Source organism: Mitsuaria sp. WAJ17 (genome assembly GCF_014174515.1).
GTDB lineage: Bacteria > Pseudomonadota > Gammaproteobacteria > Burkholderiales > Burkholderiaceae_C > Roseateles_B.
This window is the reverse complement of record NZ_JACJUG010000006.1, coordinates 51,921-67,604: the sequence shown is the minus strand read 5'-3', so window position 1 is coordinate 67,604 and position 15,684 is coordinate 51,921. Positions and strand designations below refer to the sequence as shown.

Genomic DNA, 15,684 nt, shown 5'->3' with positions numbered 1-15,684 from the left:
AGAGGATGCAAGCCTCTCGACATGATGTGTGGGTGGGTTCCTTCGTGCTGCTGGGCGCGGCAGCCCTGCTGTTCCTCGCGCTCAAGGCCGGCAACCTGCTGAGCCTCAACTTCGATGACACCTACACCGTGGTGGCCAAGTTCGACAACATCGGCGGCCTGAAGGCCCGCGCGGCGGTCAAGAGCGCCGGCGTGGTCGTGGGCCGGGTGGAGTCCATCAGCTTCGATGACAAGAGCTTTCAGGCCCGCGTGGTCCTCAAGCTCAACCAGGGCGTGGCCTTCCCCAAGGACAGCTCGGCCAAGATCCTGACGGCCGGCCTGCTGGGCGAGCAGTACATCGGCCTGGAGCCTGGGGCGGATGAAAAGAACCTGGTCGCCGGCGACGTGATCAAGCAGACCCAATCCGCCGTGGTGCTGGAGAACCTGATCGGGCAGTTCCTCTACAACAAGGCCGCGGACAGCGGCAGCGGGGAGAAAAAGTGAGTTGGACGCAACGCGGCGCCGTGCTGGTGCTGAGCCTGAGCCTGGCGGCCTGCGCCTCGCTCAAGGGACCGGGGGCCCAGGGCCAGAAGCTGGACCCGTGGGAAAACTGGAACCGCAAGGTCTTCGCCTTCAACGAGGACCTGGATAGCCACGTGCTCAAGCCCGTGGCCACGGCCTATAGCGAGGTCGTGCCCAGCCCGGCCCGCACGGCGATTGACAACTTCTTCAGCAATGTGGGCGATGCCTGGTCGGCCATCAACCTGACCCTGCAGGGCCGCTTCAAACTGGCGGCGCAGCAGGCCTTCCGCTTCGCGGTGAACTCCACGCTGGGCATCGGCGGGCTGATCGACCTGGCCGGCGAGGCCGGCGTGGAGCGCAACAGCCAGGATCTGGGCCAGACCTTCGGCCGCTGGGGCTTCGGCACGGGCGCCTACATCGTCTGGCCGCTGTTCGGACCTTCCTCGGTGCGGGACTCCCTGGCTCTGCCGTGGGATCGAACGGCAAGCCCGGCCCTGTACTTCCAGGACGGCCGCAGCAAGGTCTCGATCTATCTGCTGCAGACAGTCAACGCCCGCTCCAACTTCCTGCGCGCCGGCGAGATGCTCGATGGCATCGCCCTGGACAAATACACCTTCATCCGTGACGCCTACCTGCAGCGCCGGGGCAGCTTCGAGACGGACGACGAATTCGAGGTGATCACCCCGCCGCCCGCGGGCGAGAGCAAGCCCTGACCCTCGTGTGAACCGCCGGGCCTCCTGCTGCGTTGAAAGGCCCATGGTGACGGCCATCGTCACCCGCTACTGAAAGGAAACCGAATGATTCTGTCGACCAAGCGTACCGCCCTGAAGGCCCTGCTGGCTGCCGCCTCCCTGGCGCTGCTGCCGTTGAGCAGCCATGCCGTGGATGCCAGCTCGCCCGACGGTCTGATCCGCCAGTTGTCCATCGAGACCATCGAGGCCGTGAAGTCCGATAAGGCCATCCAGGGCGGGGACGTCAGCAAGATCGTGTCCCTGGTGGATACCAAGGTCATGCCGCACGTGAATTTCCAGCGCATGACCTCGTCCGCCGTGGGGCGCTTCTGGCGCCAGGCCAGCCCCGAGCAGCAGAAGCGCCTGCAGGATGAGTTCAAGACCCTGCTGATGCGCACCTACGCTGGTGCCCTGGCCCAGGTGAAGGACCAGACCATCGCCCTGAAGCCCCTGCGCGCAAGCGCCGAGGACACCGAGGTCGTGGTCAAGACCGAGGTTCGAGGCAAGGGCGATCCCATCCAGTTGGACTACCGCCTGGAAAAGGCTGGCGCGGTCTGGAAGATCTATGACGTCAATGTGCTGGGCATCTGGCTGGCTGATCAATACCGGAACAGCTTCGCCCAGGAGATCGGCGCCAATGGCATCGACGGCCTGATCAAGGCCCTGGCCGACAAAAACCAGAAGGCTGCCGCTGGCGGCAAGAGCTGAACGGGGTGAGTGCTGCCATGCTCAAGCTGCCCGCCAGCATCCGGCTGCCCGAGCTGCCCCTGATCTGGTCCGAGCTCGAAGCGGCCCTGCGTGCCGAGGCTGCACAGGTGAACGCCGCGGCGGGCACCATGCTCAGGCTCAATGCGGTTGACCTCAGCGAGTTTGATTCCGGCGTGCTGACGCTGCTGCTGAGTGCCGTGCGCCTGAGCGAGCTGCTGGGCCTGCAGCTGCAGATCCACGAGGTGCCGTCCAAACTTCAGGAGCTGGCCCGGGTCTACGGCGTGGATGCCGCGCTGTGGCCCGAGCTGGCTCCCCAGCTCTGAGCCTGGCTCGCCCCACAGCAACGGCGCCCTTGGGCGCCGTTTTTCTTGTGCGCCCGAGCTGGGCGCACTCTTGCGTGTGCAAGCCCCGCCGTGAGTTGATCACAGCGAACGAAGCGAAGCGCAACTCACGCGCCGCGCGGGCGGGTGCGACATGGAGGGCGCTTGGCGCGGGCAAGACTGCGGCAAGACGAGTGGTGGCCAATGGCCGTCGCTGGTGGCGCAACGGCGACAGCCTGCTCAAGACCGTGTGGACCATCGCGTGCATCGACCGACTGGGCGTCTCGCCTGCTCAGGCCGCGTAGCGTTTGCTGCGCAGATTGCGCTTGATCTCCTGCAGCACCGGCCGCAGCTGCTGCCCCAGTCGCAGGGCGACGCCAGTGGTGAGGATGTCCACCGCCGTCAGGTGCAGCAGGCGCGAGACCATGGGGCTGTAGCGGTCGTAGTCCTCCGGATGGTCCACCGCAAGCAACACCTGGCCCGGTGCCTGGCCCAACTGGGCGAGCGGCGAACCGCTGGCCGTGATGATGATGGTGGTCGCGCCCTTCTTGCGGGCGATCTCCGCGGCGTCCAGCAGGTCGCGGCTGCGACCCGAGTTGGAGATGATCACGGCGCAGTCTCCGGGGGCCAGCATGGTGGCGCTCATCAGCTGCACATGGCCGTCGCTGCAGGCGATGGTGTGCACGCCCAGCCGGAAGAACTTGTGCTGGGCATCCTGGGCCACGATGCCGGAGTTGCCCACGCCGTAGAACTCGATGCGCCGGCCCTGGTGGGCGGCTTCGGTCAGGGCGGTGATGGCGCGCTCGAAGGCATGGCTGGCGGCATCGTTGCGGTAGTGCAGCAGGGCGGCCACGGCGTTATCGACCACCTTGACGATGAGGTCGCCGGGCTTGTCATCTTCGTCCACCGCACGATGCACGAAGGGCACGCCCTCGTTGACGCTGCCTGCCAGCTTCAGTTTGAAGTCGGCCAGGCCGTCATAGCCCACACTGCGGCAGAAGCGCACCACCGTGGGTTTGCTGACATGCGAGCGGTCCGCGAGTTCGCTGACCGGCAGATTGGCAAAGGCGCGGGGGTCGGCGATCAGCAGCTTGGCGACTCGCTGTTCGGCGGGGGGCAGGGCAGGCAGGGCCGCCTTGACGCGTTCCAGGATGCTCATGCTCACTGCTCCTCGGCCCAGCTGAAGCCGTCACGGGCCACCAGGGCGCTGGCGGCGGCCGGGCCCCAGCTGCCGGCGTTGTAGCTGCGTGGGCCATTGCTGTCGGCGGCCCAGGCATCCAGGATGGGCTCGACCCAGCGCCAGGCCTGCTCCTGTTCGTCGCTGCGTACGAAGAGGTTGAGCTTGCCCGCGATGGCATCCAGCAGCAGGCGCTCATAGGCGCCCACGCGGGCGCTGCCGAAGGCCTTGTCGAAGTCCAGGTCCAGCGACACCGGCGCCAGCGACTCGCCATGCGAATTGCCCTTGGCAGCCAGCAACTGGAGCTCCAGGCCGTCCTCAGGCTGCAGCTTGATCACCAGGCGGTTGGGCTGGTTGGCGCCGGGGAAGATGGGATGGGGCACGGGGCGGAAGTTGACGACGATCTGCGCGTCGCGCGCTGCCAGGCGCTTGCCGGTGCGCAGGTAGAAGGGCACGCCGGCCCAGCGCCAGTTCTGCACCTCGGTGCGCAGGGCCACGAAGGTTTCGCAGGGGCTGCCTGAGGGGATCTTGGCCTCGTCCAGATAGCCCACCACGGACTTCCCGTCCACGCTGCCGGCGCGGTACTGGCCGCGCACCACGTCGCGGACCACGGACTCGGGCGTGAAGGGCTTGAGCGAACGCAGCACCTTGAGTTTCTCGTCGCGGATGGCGTCGGCATCGTTCGTCGATGGCGGCTCCATGGCGATCATGGTCAGCAGCTGCAGGGCATGGTTCTGGATCATGTCACGCAGAGCGCCCGTGCCGTCGTAGAAGGGGCCGCGCGTGCCCACGCCCAGCGATTCGGCCAGGGTGATCTGGATGTTGGCGATGGCCTGGCGGTTCCATAGCGGCTCGAAGAGCGCATTGCCGAAGCGCAGGGCCATGAGGTTCTGCACCGAGGGCTTGCCCAGGTAGTGGTCGATGCGGAAGGCCTGCGATTCGGTGAAGACCGAGCGCACCACACGGTTGATGTGCTGCGCGCTGGCCAGGTCATGCCCCAGGGGCTTCTCCAGTACCACGCGGACCTGCGGGCCGTTCAAGCCTGCGGCGCCGAGCTGCTCGCAGATCTGGGTGAAGAGGTGGGGGCTGGTGGCCAGGTAGAACACCACGGTGTCGGCGCTGCGTTCGCCCAGCCATTCCTTGAGCCGCGCGTAATGCTCGGGTTGGGAGAGGTCCATGCGACGGTAATGCACGAGGGCCGCGAAGCGCTCGAACTCCGCATCGCTGGGGCGCTTGGCGCCTTCGACTTCCTGGAAGCGCTCCTTGAGCCAGTCGCGGTAGCGCTCGTCGGGCATGTCGTCACGGGCCACGGCGAGGATGCGGCCACCCTCGGGCAGCTTGCCGTGGCGGAAGGCCTGGAACAGGGCCGGCATCAGCTTGCGCCAGGTGAGATCGCCAGTGCCACCGAAGAAGACGAGATCGAATGCCATGCCAGGGTTCCGGTTGGGGTTCGAGCAGTCCATGCTGCTTGAACACTTGATGTAACAAAGTTTCCGGATTTATGATGCACGAGTTTCGTAACCGGGTCAATCCGGACCGCCGCCTCTAGGCCTTGCCCTCTGGGAAAGCCAGGATCTCTGGGCCGCTCGCTTGTAACCCTCTTCGGGCTGCGGAGGGCCGGGGACCGGTTCTAATAGCGGCCTGCACGAACTTCGGGGTTTCCCTATGCATCAGCTCGAACAACTCAAGGCCTTCACCACCGTCGTCGCCGACACCGGCAACTTCCTGCAACTGGCGCAGTTCACGCCGCGGGATGCCACGACCAATCCCTCGCTGATCCTGAAGGCCGTGCAGTCGCCCGACTACGCGCCCCTGCTCAACGAGACCGTGGCGGCCCACAAGGGCAAGCCGCTGGACGAGATCGTCGATCAGGTGCTGGTGCGCTTCGGCCTGGAGATCCTCAAGGTCGTCCCGGGCCGCGTATCGACCGAGGTCGATGCCCGCCTGAGCTTCGACACCGCCGCCACCATCGCCCGCGCCAAGCGCCTGATCGGCCTGTACGAGGCCGCCGGCATCGGCCGGGATCGCGTGCTGATCAAGATCGCCTCCACCTGGGAGGGCATCCAGGCCGCGCGCGCGCTGGAGCTCGAGGGCATCCGCTGCAACCTGACCCTGCTGTTCTCCTTCTGCCAGGCCGTGGCCTGTGGCGAAGCCGGGGTGCAGTTGATCTCGCCCTTCGTGGGACGCATCTACGACTGGTACAAGAAGGCCGCCGGCGGCGCCTGGGACGAGGCCGCGCAGGCCGGCGCCAACGATCCCGGCGTCAAGTCGGTCAGCCAGATCTACACCTACTACAAGAAGCACGGCATCCGCACCGAGGTGATGGGCGCCAGCTTCCGCAATATCGGCCAGATCCAGGCCCTGGCGGGCTGCGACTTGCTGACCATCAGCCCGGACCTGCTGGCCCAGCTGCAGGCCAGCGAGGCGCCGCTGAGCCGCGCCCTGGATGCCGCCGCGGCTGCCAAGACCGAGGTCCCCAAGGTCTCGTACAACGAGGCGGCCTTCCGCTTCGCCCTCAACCAGGACGCCATGGCCACCGAGAAGCTGGCCGAAGGCATCCGCCTGTTTGCCGTCGATGCCGGCAAGCTGGACCAGATCATCGAAAGCCAACTCTGATGCAGCACCCGCGTTGCGACCAAAGCCCTGCCTGGGCTCTCTTGCAAGCACAGTACCAATCCAGCGGCGCCGCCTTTGACGTGCGCCAGGCCTTTGCCGAGGAGGGCCTGCGCTTCGAGCGCTGGTCCTTCGAGGCTGCGGAGCTGTTCGTGGACCTGTCCAAGAACCGCATCGATGCGCCCACGCTGGCACTGCTGCTGCAACTGGCCCGGGACTGCGGGCTCGAGTCGCAGCGCGAGGCGCTCTTCAAGGGCGAGCCCATCAACCATACCGAGGGCCGCGCCGTGCTGCACACCGCTCTGCGCGCACCGGCAGGCGCCGCGCCCTACAGCGACGAGGTCCAGGCCTCGCTGCACCGCATGCTGGCTTTCGCCGAGAGCGTGCGTGCCGACACCGGCATCACTGACATCGTGCATATCGGTATCGGTGGCTCGGACCTCGGACCGGCCATGGTGGTGCAGGCTCTGCAGGCCTATACCGATGCGGGACGCCGCCTGCATTTCGTCTCCAACGTGGACGGGCATGACCTGGCCCCGGTCCTGCGCGGCCTGGACGCGCGCAGAACGCTGTTCGTGATCGCCTCCAAGACCTTCACGACCCAGGAGACGCTGGCCAATGCCGAGGCCGCCAAGGCCTGGTTCCTGGCGCAGGGCGGCACGGACATCGGCCGCCATTTCGTGGCCACCAGCAGCAATACCGCGGCGGCTCAGGCCTTCGGTATTCACACCAGCTTCGGCTTCTGGGACTGGGTGGGCGGGCGCTACTCGCTGTGGTCCGTGATCGGCCTACCCATCGCCATCGCCATCGGTGCCGAGGGATTTCGCGAGCTGCTGGCCGGAGCGCATGCCATGGACCGCCACTTCGCCCAGACGCCGTTGGAGCGTAATGTGCCGGTGCTGCTGGGCCTGCTGGACGTCTGGTATCGCAACTTCCACGGATTCAGCAGCCGCAGCGTTGCGCCCTATCACCAGGGGCTGCGCCGCCTGCCGGCATATTTGCAGCAGCTGGAGATGGAGAGCAATGGCAAGGGCGTGGATCGCGAGGGTCAGGTCTTGCCTTATGGCACCAGCCCGGTCGTATGGGGCGAGGCCGGCACCAATGGCCAGCACGCCTATTTCCAGATGCTGCACCAGGGCACGGATGTGATCCCGGTGGAGTTCATCGCGGTGAAGACGCCGCAGTACGGCGCCCACGTGCAGGGCGAGCTGGCCGACCGTCTGCAGGATCAGCACCGCAAGCTGCTGGCCAACTGCCTGGCGCAGTCGCAGGCGCTGATGCAGGGCAAGACAGTGGAGCAGGCTCTGCACGAGAAGGCGCCTACGGCCAGCGCAGCCCTGGGCAAGCTGACCGTCGCCCGCCATCGCAGCTTCCCCGGCAATCGTCCCAGCACCACGATCGTGCTGGAACAGCTCACGCCGCACAGCCTCGGTGCGTTGATCGCGCTTTACGAGCACCGCGTCTTCGTCAGCGGCGCGCTGTGGGGCATCAACAGCTTCGATCAGTGGGGGGTGGAGCTCGGCAAGGCCTTGTGCAGCAGCTTGCTGCCGCGCTTGGCCAGCGGTGATGCGCAGGGCCTGGACGGCTCAACGGCCGGCCTTCTGACGAAGTTGAGAAGCGGAAGCTAGTGCCCATGCGTGTGGTCTTCGATTTCGGTGGGGTGCTGTTCCGCTGGCATCCGCCCAGCTTCCTGGCCCGCGTGTGGCCGCATCGCTGCCCTGACGAGGCCGCGGGGGCCGTTGCGGCGCGTGAATTCTTCACCCAGTACAGCGGTGACTGGGGCGCCTTCGACCAGGGGCTCATCGGCCCGGAAGCCGTCATCGAGCGGATCGCTGCGCGCACCGGCTGGCCAGTCGCCGAGGTGAGGGGGGTGGTGGATGCCGTGCCGGACGAGCTGCAAGCGGTGCCGGGCACAGTGCGCCTGATCGAGGCCGCGCAGGCCGCGGGGCATCGTACGCACTACCTCTCCAACATGCCCGGCATCTACGCCGATCATCTGGAGCAGAACTACCCGCTGGATCGTTGGTTCGAGGGCGGGATCTTCTCCAGCCGCGTCAAGCAATCCAAGCCGGGCGCCGAGATCTTTGCGCTGATGGAGGCGCAGTTGGGCGTGCCGCCTCAGGAGATCGTCTTCCTCGACGACCATCCCGCCAATATCGAGGCTGCGGCCGCACGCGGCTGGCAGGCTCTGCTGTTCACCACGCCGGACGCGGCGGAGCAGGCGCTGCGCGCGCGCGGCCTGCTGGGCTGAGGCGGGGGCTCCCGGACCGCCTTCAGTGCGGCAGCGGCTCGTTGTCGTCGGTGGGCGGCGCGGCGGCCACGCGGAAGGATTCGCTGGCCCAGGCTCCGAGGTCCATTTCCCGGCAGCGTTCGCCGCAGAAGGGCCGGTAGGGATTGCTGGGCGCGAAGACGGCGTCGCCGCCGCAATGAGGGCAGGGCACCAGGCGTTCGCCCCGGGCGTTTTTCTTGGCAGCACTCATGGGTTCAGGCGCAGAGCGTCAGTTCGAAGCTGGCATCCTGGGACGCCAGCTTGAGCCGGCCTTCCTCGTCCTGGCGCATCAGGCGAATGGAGACCATCAGGCGGTGGCCGCTGATCTCGGGGATCAGGCCCAGGCTGGGGTCGATGCGCATGCGAAGCAGCTGGTAGCTGCGGCCCTGTGGCAGGCTCTGCTGGTACTGGCCGCCTTGAGCCGCGACCTTGTGTGGCGCGCCGGAGTCACGCAACAGGCCCAGCAGCACCTGCAGTGCCTCGGCCAGGGGCATCAGGGACTGGGTCCACTGCATCAGGTCGTTGCGGCGGCGAACCGGCAGGAACTGCTGCCAGGTGTAGTAGGCCGGGAGGTCGAACTCGCAGGTGCCGCCTGGAATGCTGATGCGGCTGCGGATGCTCATCAGCCACTCGTTGCCGGTCAGCGCATGACCAGCCTTGCCGGACAGGGCGTTGAGCCTGTTGAAGGCAGCGTCGATCCGCTGGATCACGTTGTCCAGGGCCGCCTCGGAAATGGCGGGATTGCCCCGGTAGCTGTTGAACTGCGCCTTGTGGCGCTCCAGTTCCTTGAGCAGATCGGACTTGAGGTCGGCCCGCGAGGCGACGTCCATGATCTCGAAGAGGGTGACCAGGGCGAAGTGATGGTCCAGGGCCGTCTCGCGGGCAATCAGCTGGCCCAGGCGATCGAACAGGTGCTCCAGCCGCAGCATTGTTCGAATGCTTTCGTTGAACGGGTACTCGTACAAGACCAAGGCGGACATCCCAGGGCAATTGGCGTTGGGGCGCACAGGACGGCTCAGCGGCCTGCAGGCGGATGGCCGGATTGTTTCACAGCCGGCAGGACTCTCTGAAGCACGCTGCACCGAAAAGCGCGTGCATGGCGGCGAGGATGGCGGTGAATCAAGCCCGCCAGTGTGCAGCAAGCAGCCGGACCTCCAGCGACAGCGCCGCCAGATCCAGGTCTTCATTGCAGATCACTGCATCCGCGGCCGCGCGGCGCTGGGCTCGCGTGGCCTGCTGCGCCAGCACGGCCAGCACGGCCTCGCGCGTCCAGCCATTGCGGGCCATCACACGCAACACCTGGGTCTCGGTCTCGCAGTCCACCACCAGTACGCGATCCACGCGCTGACGCCACCGGCCGGACTCCACCAGCAGGGGTACGTCGAAGACGATCCAGGGGTTGCCCGATGCGGCGAGTTCCTGGCGGCGGGTCTCCTCGCCAATCATGGGGTGCAGGACGCCCTCCAGCCGCCTGCGGGCGTCCGGATCGCGGAAGGCCAGCTCGCGCATGAAGGTACGGTCCAGGGCGCCGTCTGCAGCCTGGGCCTGGGGCCCGAAGGCGGCGACGAGCGCCGGCATCGCCGCCCCGCCGGGCGCGGTGAGGCTGCGGGAGATGGCGTCGGTGTCGATCAGGGCGGCACCGAGCTCGGCCAGGCAGCGCGCCACCGTGCTCTTGCCGCTGCCGATGCCGCCTGTCAGCCCGATGCGCATGCGCGATCCCTGCGTCGGCCGCTCAATATCCGCCCAGCCACCAGCCCATGAGTCGGGCGGGGCCGATCAGCAGCACGGCCAGCCCGCCGCCCGCCAGGAAGGGGCCGAAGGGGACATAGCGGCCCTCGCGCAGGCTGCTGGTGAGCTTCATGGCGATGCCCACGATGGCGCCGATCACCGAGGCGCTCAGCACGATGGGCAACACCATTTGCCAGCCCAGCCAGGCGCCGAGCGCGGCCAGGAGCTTGAAGTCACCGTAGCCCATGCCTTCTTTGCCGGTCAGGAGCTTGAACAGCCAATAGACCGACCAGAGGCTCAGATAGCCTGTCAGTGCCCCGATCAGGGCCTGGTCCAGGGGTAGGGTCCAGCCCAGCAGAGCGGCCCACAGGCCGGCCCACAGAAGGGGCTGGTTGATGCTGTCGGGCAGCAGGGTCGTGTCCCAGTCGATGGCCGCCAGGGCGATCAGGGCCGCTGTGAAGCCGCACCACAGCAAGGCCTGGGCCTGCGGGCCGAAGCGCCAGGCGATGAGCGCGAACAGGGTGCCGGTCAGGGCTTCGAGAAGCGGGTAGCGGAAAGAGATGGGCGTCTTGCAGGACGCGCAGCGGCCGCCCAGGCGCAACCAGCCCAGCAGCGGCAGGTTCTCGTGCCAGGCCAGTTGGTGCTTGCATTTCGGGCAGCATGAGCGGGGACGAGACAGCGTGAAGGGAGGCAGCTTCTCCACGGCCTCTCCCAGCTGGCGGATCTGCTCGGCCAGCGGGCCGGCCTCCGCTGCCGGCAGCCCGGCCGTGCGTTCGAGCACCTGGGCATCACCGAGGTGTGCCGAGGCGTCATGGGTCCAGTCCCGTTCCATCATGCGTGGCAGTCGCAACACCACCACGTTCAGGAAACTGCCAATGCACAGGCCCAGCAGGCCCAGGGCCCAGGGACTGAGCAGGTACTGCCAGTCCGGCGCGATCACGAAGGGCATGTGTCAGACCACCTGACCCAGTTTGAAGATGGGCAGATACATGGCGACCACGATGCCGCCGATCATCCCGCCCAGCAGGACGATGATGAAGGGCTCCATCAGGCTGGACAGCGCCTTCACCGCCTCGTCCACCTCTTCCTCGTAGAACTCGGCCGCCTTGGCCAGCATGTGGTCCAGGGAGCCGGACTCTTCGCCGATGCCAGCCATCTGCAGCACCATCACCGGGAACAGGCCGGTGGACTGCATGGAGGCCGTGAGCGCGGAACCCGTGGAGACGTCGCGCTGGATCTTCTCGGTGGCTTCCGTGAACACGGCATTGCCGGAGGCGCCGCCGACGGAGTCCAGCGCTTCCACCAGCGGGACGCCGGCGGCAAACATGGTGGCCAGGGTGCGCGTCCAGCGGGCGAGGGCCGACTTGAAGAGCAGGTCCCCGAACACCGGGATCTTCAGCAGCAGGCGGTCCATGGTCTTCTGCATCTTTTCGGAGCGTTTCCAGCTCTGGAAGAAGAAGTAGAGCCCCCCGCCAATGGTGCCGAAGACCAGCCACCAGTAGGACACGAAGAACTCGGACAGCGCAATGACGAAGAGGGTCGGCGCCGGCAGGTCGGCGCCGAAGGACGTGAACACATTCTTGAACGAGGGCACCACGAAGATCATGATCACGGCCAGCACCACGAAGGCCACGACCATCACAGCGATCGGGTATGTCAGTGCCGACTTGATCTTCTGCTTGATGGCGACGGTCTTTTCCTGGTACATCGCCAGGCGGTCCAGCAGCTGCTCTAGGATACCGCCCGCTTCGCCGGCCTCTACCAGGTTGCAGTACAGGGCGTCAAAGTAGACCGGGTGCTTGCGGAAGGCTGAGGAGAGGCTGGTGCCGGTCTCGACGTCCTGGCGGATGTCATTGAGCAGCTTGGTCAGGCGTGGATTGGTGGCGCCTCGGCCGACGATGTCGAAGGCCTGCAGCAGCGGCACGCCTGCCCTCATCATGGTGGCCAGCTGGCGGGTGAAGACGGCGATGTCCTTCTGCTTGATGGACCTGCCGCCGCTGGCCCGGCGCTTCTTGACCTTGCTGACCAGGATGCCCTGACGGCGCAGCGAGGCGCTCACCATGGCCTCGCCGCCGGCGCGCATCTCGCCGCGCACGACCTTGCCATTGCGGTCCTTGCCTTCCCATTCGAAGACCTGCTCGTTCACCCCCTTGGTGGTGCTGGGGCTCGCGCTTGTCGCCATATTCACTCCCGGGCGTCAGAGGCCCTGTTGTCGTTGCCGCCGCTGTGGTCAGCGGTACTGCTGTCTGTGTTGGACTGGGTGGCTATTCGTTGGTGGCCGCCAGGACTTCTTCCAGCGTGGTGACGCCCGCCCGGACCTTGACGAGCCCGGACTGACGAAGATCCCGCACGCCTTCCTTTCGTGCCTGGTCGGCAATGTCGATGGCCGTGCCCTGGCTGAGGATGATGCGCTGGATGGCCTCGGTGATGGGCATGACCTGGTACAGGCCCACCCGTCCCTTGTAGCCGTTGTTGCAGGCGGAGCAGCCCACCGCGCGGTAGGGGCGCCAGGAGCCGTCCAGGTCTTCGTCCTTGAAGCCGGCACGCAGCAGGGCTTCGCGGGGATAGTCCGCCTGCGCCTTGCAGTTTTCGCACAAACGACGGGCCAGTCGCTGGGCCGTGATCAGCAGCACGGAGGATGCGATGTTGAACGGCGCCACGCCCATGTTCATCAGGCGGGTCAGCGTCGTCGGGCCGTCGTTGGTGTGCAGGGTGGACATCACCATGTGGCCGGTCTGGGCGGCTTTGATGGCGATGTCGGCCGTCTCCAGGTCCCGGATCTCGCCCACCATGATCACATCCGGATCTTGGCGCAGGAAGGACTTCAGGGCCGCGGAGAAGGTGAGGCCGGCCTTGTCGTTGACGTTGACCTGGTTGATGCCGGGCAGGTTGATTTCGGCAGGGTCCTCCACCGTGGAGATGTTGACGCCCGGCTGGTTCAGGATGTTCAGGCAGGTGTACAGCGACACCGTCTTGCCTGAACCCGTGGGGCCGGTGACCAGGATCATGCCGTAGGGCCTGTTGATGCAGGCCATCAGGCGGTCCTTCTCGGCCTTTTCATAGCCGAGGGCATCGATGCCCAGCTTGGCGGAGGACGAATCCAGGATACGGATCACGATCTTCTCGCCGAAGAGCGTGGGCAGCGTCGAGACCCGGAAGTCGATGGACTTGGAGCCGAACTTCAGCTTCATCCGGCCGTCTTGCGGCACCCGGCGTTCGGCGATGTCCATGCGCGAGATCACCTTGATGCGGGAAGCCAGCTTGTCCTTGATGGCCACGGGCGGCTGCGTGATCTCACGCAGCTCACCATCGACGCGGAAGCGGACGCGGTAGTTGTACTCGTAGGGCTCGAAGTGAAGATCGGAGGCCCGCATGTTGATGGCGTCCACCAGCATCTTCTGCAGGAAGCGCACGACAGGCGCGTCCTCGACATCGGCGATCTCGGGCGTCTCTTCCTGCGGGGAGGCGTCTTCCTCGGCGATGTCGAAGTCGAAATCGCCACCGGCGATCGACTCCAGGGCCTCGACCGTGTTGGTGGTCGTCCCCTGCAGCATCTTCTGCAGCTTGTCATGCTCGACGATCACCCATTCCGGCGAGAGCTGGGTGGCGAACTTGATGCGCTCGACGACTTCCGGTTCGGTGGGGTCCGCCCCACCAATGAAGAGACGGTTGCCGCGACGGCCCAGGGCAAGCACCTGGTACTGCTGCGCCAGCTTGCTGTCGATGATGTTGTGCGGGAGCCGTTGCGCGTCCAGGGCGCTGAGGTCCAGCAAGGGCACGGCCAGCGCGCTGGAGAGCGTGTGCGCCAGCTCGCTGGGCGAGATCAGGTTGGCGCCGATGAGCGCGTTGACGAAGCTGATCTTCTTTTCGCGCGATTGGCGAACGAGATCCTCGGCCTGCTTGGCAGGCAGCTTGCCGGCATGCACGAGCACGCGCGCAACCCCGGACAGCATGGATGATGGATCGACCAGCGGTGATTCGGCTTGCATGACGAGCGGTGAGCTTCCCAACGAATATCAGCGTAGGCCTTTTCGGGGCGCCTGCATGCATGGGCATACAGGCGCAAGGACTGCAACTGGCACTGTAAACCGAGCCCGGACCCTCTGCGGCACTGGAAAGCCCGGGAATTCCTCGCAATCACACCACATTGGCCGGAGATTTGCGACCAGTTGTGTCTCGTGAGTCCAAACGAAAACGGCGCCCGAAGGCGCCGTTTGATGTCGTCTGGGGCTTGAGCTGGCCTGTTGCCCGGCGAACCAGGGGTTCGTGTCCGGAAAAAACAGGCGTCAAGCCAAAAAATCTGGTCGGGGTGAGAGGATTCGAACCTCCGGCCTCTACGTCCCGAACGTAGCGCTCTACCAGGCTAAGCTACACCCCGATGTTCTTATCAGTCTGAACAAGCCCCCTGGTGCAGTGATGCAGCTCAGGCTTTTCAGCCTTTGCTTCTTCTTTGCTTCTCAGTTGGACCTGTTCACCGACAGAAACGCGAATTCTAGCAGAGCTTCCTGCCACTTGTTAAGAGGGAGTAGAGAAAGTTTTTCGCGGGCATGCTCGGCCTCCTGTCGTGCCGCCTCGCGGGTGGCTTCCAGTGCCCCCGTGCTGCGCACGATCTCGATGATGTCCGGCAGGCGTTGCACTTCGCCATGCTGGATGGCGTGGCGAATCAGTTCCCGTTGTGCGGCGCTGCCGCGCTCCATGGCCACCAGCAGGGGCAGGGTGGGTTTGCCTTCGCGCAGGTCGTCGCCCACGTTCTTGCCCAGGGATTGGGTGTCGCCTTCGTAGTCCAGGACGTCGTCGATGAGCTGGAAGGCGGTGCCCAGGGCGCGGCCATAGGCTGCGCAGGCGTCCTCGATGTCGGGCTTGGCATCCGCCAGCACGGCGCCCAGGCGGGCGCTGGCCTCGAAGAGCTTGGCGGTCTTGTAGCGGATGACGCGCAGGTAGTCCTCGACGGAGATGTCGGGGTCGTGCATGTTCATCAGCTGCAGGACCTCACCTTCGGCAATGATGTTGGTGGCCTCGGCCAGCACGTCCAGCACGCGCATCCGGTTGGTGGAGACCATCATCTGGAAGGCGCGCGAATAGAGGAAGTCCCCCACCAGCACGCTGGCAGCGTTGCCGAAGAGTGCGTTGGCGGTCTGCTTGCCTCGGCGCAGCGAGGATTCATCGACGACATCGTCATGCAGCAGTGTGGCGGTGTGGATGAACTCCACCACGGCGGCCAGCTCGAAGCGCTCCGGCCCCTGGAAGCCCAGGGCGTTCGCGAACAGCAGGACGAGCTTGGGTCGCATGCGCTTGCCGCCAGCATGGACGATATAGCCTGCGATCTGGTTGACGAGGGCGACGTCAGAGGTCAGGCGACGGGCGATGACGGCATCCACCTCGCGCATGTCCGCGTCCAGCGCGGCGAGAACCTCTTGAAGGGGGGACGAGGCAGACAGGGCGTGCACTCTGGGCTCACTATTGGGCGAAGCCGGGATTATAGGAAGCGCGGCGGGGGGTGTTCGCCTTGTATCCCGCCGCCCCTGCTGGCGTCGGAAGCTTCCCACGGCAGCATCGGGGTGCTTGAGTAGGGGTAAGCGATCATGTTATAGTCATCGGCTCTGCGCGCAATGCGTGCGGAGGCTTAGGCCTGCGGGCC

The 15,684-nt window shown here is 66.1% G+C and carries 16 protein-coding genes and 1 tRNA gene; 7 read left to right on the top strand and 10 right to left on the bottom strand.

What is annotated here, in order from left to right; translation table 11 throughout:
- Nucleotides 1–5 precede the first annotated feature (5 nt).
- From mlaD to H5407_RS06520, 4 genes are all read left to right on the top strand, one after another.
- A complete protein-coding gene (mlaD, locus tag H5407_RS06535) occupies nucleotides 6–482 on the top strand; it encodes an outer membrane lipid asymmetry maintenance protein MlaD (protein ID WP_183103636.1) in 477 nt (158 codons plus the stop codon).
- Nucleotides 479–1,213, top strand: a complete 735-nt coding sequence (locus H5407_RS06530) for a VacJ family lipoprotein (RefSeq protein ID WP_183103635.1) — start codon at nucleotides 479–481, stop codon at nucleotides 1,211–1,213. Before mlaD ends, H5407_RS06530 begins: the two co-directional genes overlap by 4 nt.
- A gap of 84 nt (nucleotides 1,214–1,297) precedes the next feature.
- Nucleotides 1,298–1,939, top strand: a complete 642-nt coding sequence (locus H5407_RS06525; protein WP_183103634.1) for a phospholipid-binding protein MlaC — start codon at nucleotides 1,298–1,300, stop codon at nucleotides 1,937–1,939.
- A gap of 17 nt (nucleotides 1,940–1,956) precedes the next feature.
- Nucleotides 1,957–2,262: a lipid asymmetry maintenance protein MlaB gene (locus H5407_RS06520; RefSeq protein ID WP_183103633.1), complete on the top strand. Its 306-nt coding sequence runs from the start codon at nucleotides 1,957–1,959 to the stop codon at nucleotides 2,260–2,262.
- Between the two features lie 289 nt (nucleotides 2,263–2,551).
- On the opposite strand, the gene H5407_RS06515 is transcribed toward H5407_RS06520, so the two are convergent.
- A complete protein-coding gene (locus H5407_RS06515) occupies nucleotides 2,552–3,412 on the bottom strand; it encodes an SIS domain-containing protein (RefSeq protein WP_183103743.1) in 861 nt (286 codons plus the stop codon).
- An 8-nt stretch (nucleotides 3,413–3,420) separates the two neighbouring features.
- Nucleotides 3,421–4,866 (bottom strand): glucose-6-phosphate dehydrogenase, encoded by a 1,446-nt coding sequence (gene zwf, locus H5407_RS06510; RefSeq protein ID WP_183103632.1) that lies wholly within the window; start codon nucleotides 4,864–4,866, stop codon nucleotides 3,421–3,423.
- A gap of 235 nt (nucleotides 4,867–5,101) precedes the next feature.
- Between zwf and tal the strand changes: the two genes are divergently transcribed.
- From tal to H5407_RS06495, 3 genes are read left to right on the top strand one after another with little or no spacing between them, the layout of a single operon-like run.
- Nucleotides 5,102–6,052 carry a transaldolase gene (gene tal, locus H5407_RS06505; protein ID WP_183103631.1) on the top strand — a complete coding sequence of 317 codons (951 nt, stop codon included), beginning with the start codon at nucleotides 5,102–5,104 and terminating at the stop codon, nucleotides 6,050–6,052.
- A complete protein-coding gene (gene pgi, locus H5407_RS06500) occupies nucleotides 6,052–7,677 on the top strand; it encodes a glucose-6-phosphate isomerase (RefSeq protein WP_183103630.1) in 1,626 nt (541 codons plus the stop codon). The genes tal and pgi overlap by 1 nt, the downstream gene beginning before the upstream one ends.
- A 5-nt stretch (nucleotides 7,678–7,682) precedes the next feature.
- Nucleotides 7,683–8,300, top strand: coding sequence for an HAD family hydrolase (locus H5407_RS06495; RefSeq protein WP_183103629.1), 618 nt, complete (start codon nucleotides 7,683–7,685; stop codon nucleotides 8,298–8,300).
- 22 nt (nucleotides 8,301–8,322) lie between these two features.
- On the opposite strand, the gene H5407_RS06490 is transcribed toward H5407_RS06495, so the two are convergent.
- The 8 genes from H5407_RS06490 to H5407_RS06455 form a co-directional block, all read right to left on the bottom strand.
- Nucleotides 8,323–8,529, bottom strand: coding sequence for a DNA gyrase inhibitor YacG (locus H5407_RS06490; RefSeq protein ID WP_183103628.1), 207 nt, complete (start codon nucleotides 8,527–8,529; stop codon nucleotides 8,323–8,325).
- Between the two features lie 4 nt (nucleotides 8,530–8,533).
- Nucleotides 8,534–9,289: a cell division protein ZapD gene (gene zapD, locus H5407_RS06485; RefSeq protein ID WP_183103742.1), complete on the bottom strand. Its 756-nt coding sequence runs from the start codon at nucleotides 9,287–9,289 to the stop codon at nucleotides 8,534–8,536.
- A gap of 148 nt (nucleotides 9,290–9,437) precedes the next feature.
- Nucleotides 9,438–10,028, bottom strand: coding sequence for a dephospho-CoA kinase (coaE, locus tag H5407_RS06480; RefSeq protein WP_183103627.1), 591 nt, complete (start codon nucleotides 10,026–10,028; stop codon nucleotides 9,438–9,440).
- 22 nt (nucleotides 10,029–10,050) lie between these two features.
- Complete coding sequence (locus H5407_RS06475) at nucleotides 10,051–10,995, bottom strand: A24 family peptidase (RefSeq protein WP_183103626.1); 945 nt, start codon at nucleotides 10,993–10,995, stop codon at nucleotides 10,051–10,053.
- A gap of 3 nt (nucleotides 10,996–10,998) precedes the next feature.
- A complete protein-coding gene (locus H5407_RS06470) occupies nucleotides 10,999–12,228 on the bottom strand; it encodes a type II secretion system F family protein (protein WP_183103625.1) in 1,230 nt (409 codons plus the stop codon).
- 82 nt (nucleotides 12,229–12,310) lie between these two features.
- Nucleotides 12,311–14,035: a type IV-A pilus assembly ATPase PilB gene (gene pilB, locus H5407_RS06465; RefSeq protein WP_183103624.1), complete on the bottom strand. Its 1,725-nt coding sequence runs from the start codon at nucleotides 14,033–14,035 to the stop codon at nucleotides 12,311–12,313.
- A 312-nt stretch (nucleotides 14,036–14,347) separates the two neighbouring features.
- Nucleotides 14,348–14,424 (bottom strand) — tRNA-Pro (locus H5407_RS06460).
- A gap of 79 nt (nucleotides 14,425–14,503) precedes the next feature.
- Entirely contained in the window at nucleotides 14,504–15,433 is a 930-nt protein-coding gene (locus H5407_RS06455; protein WP_183103741.1) for a polyprenyl synthetase family protein, read from the bottom strand.
- Nucleotides 15,434–15,684: the final 251 nt, after the last annotated feature.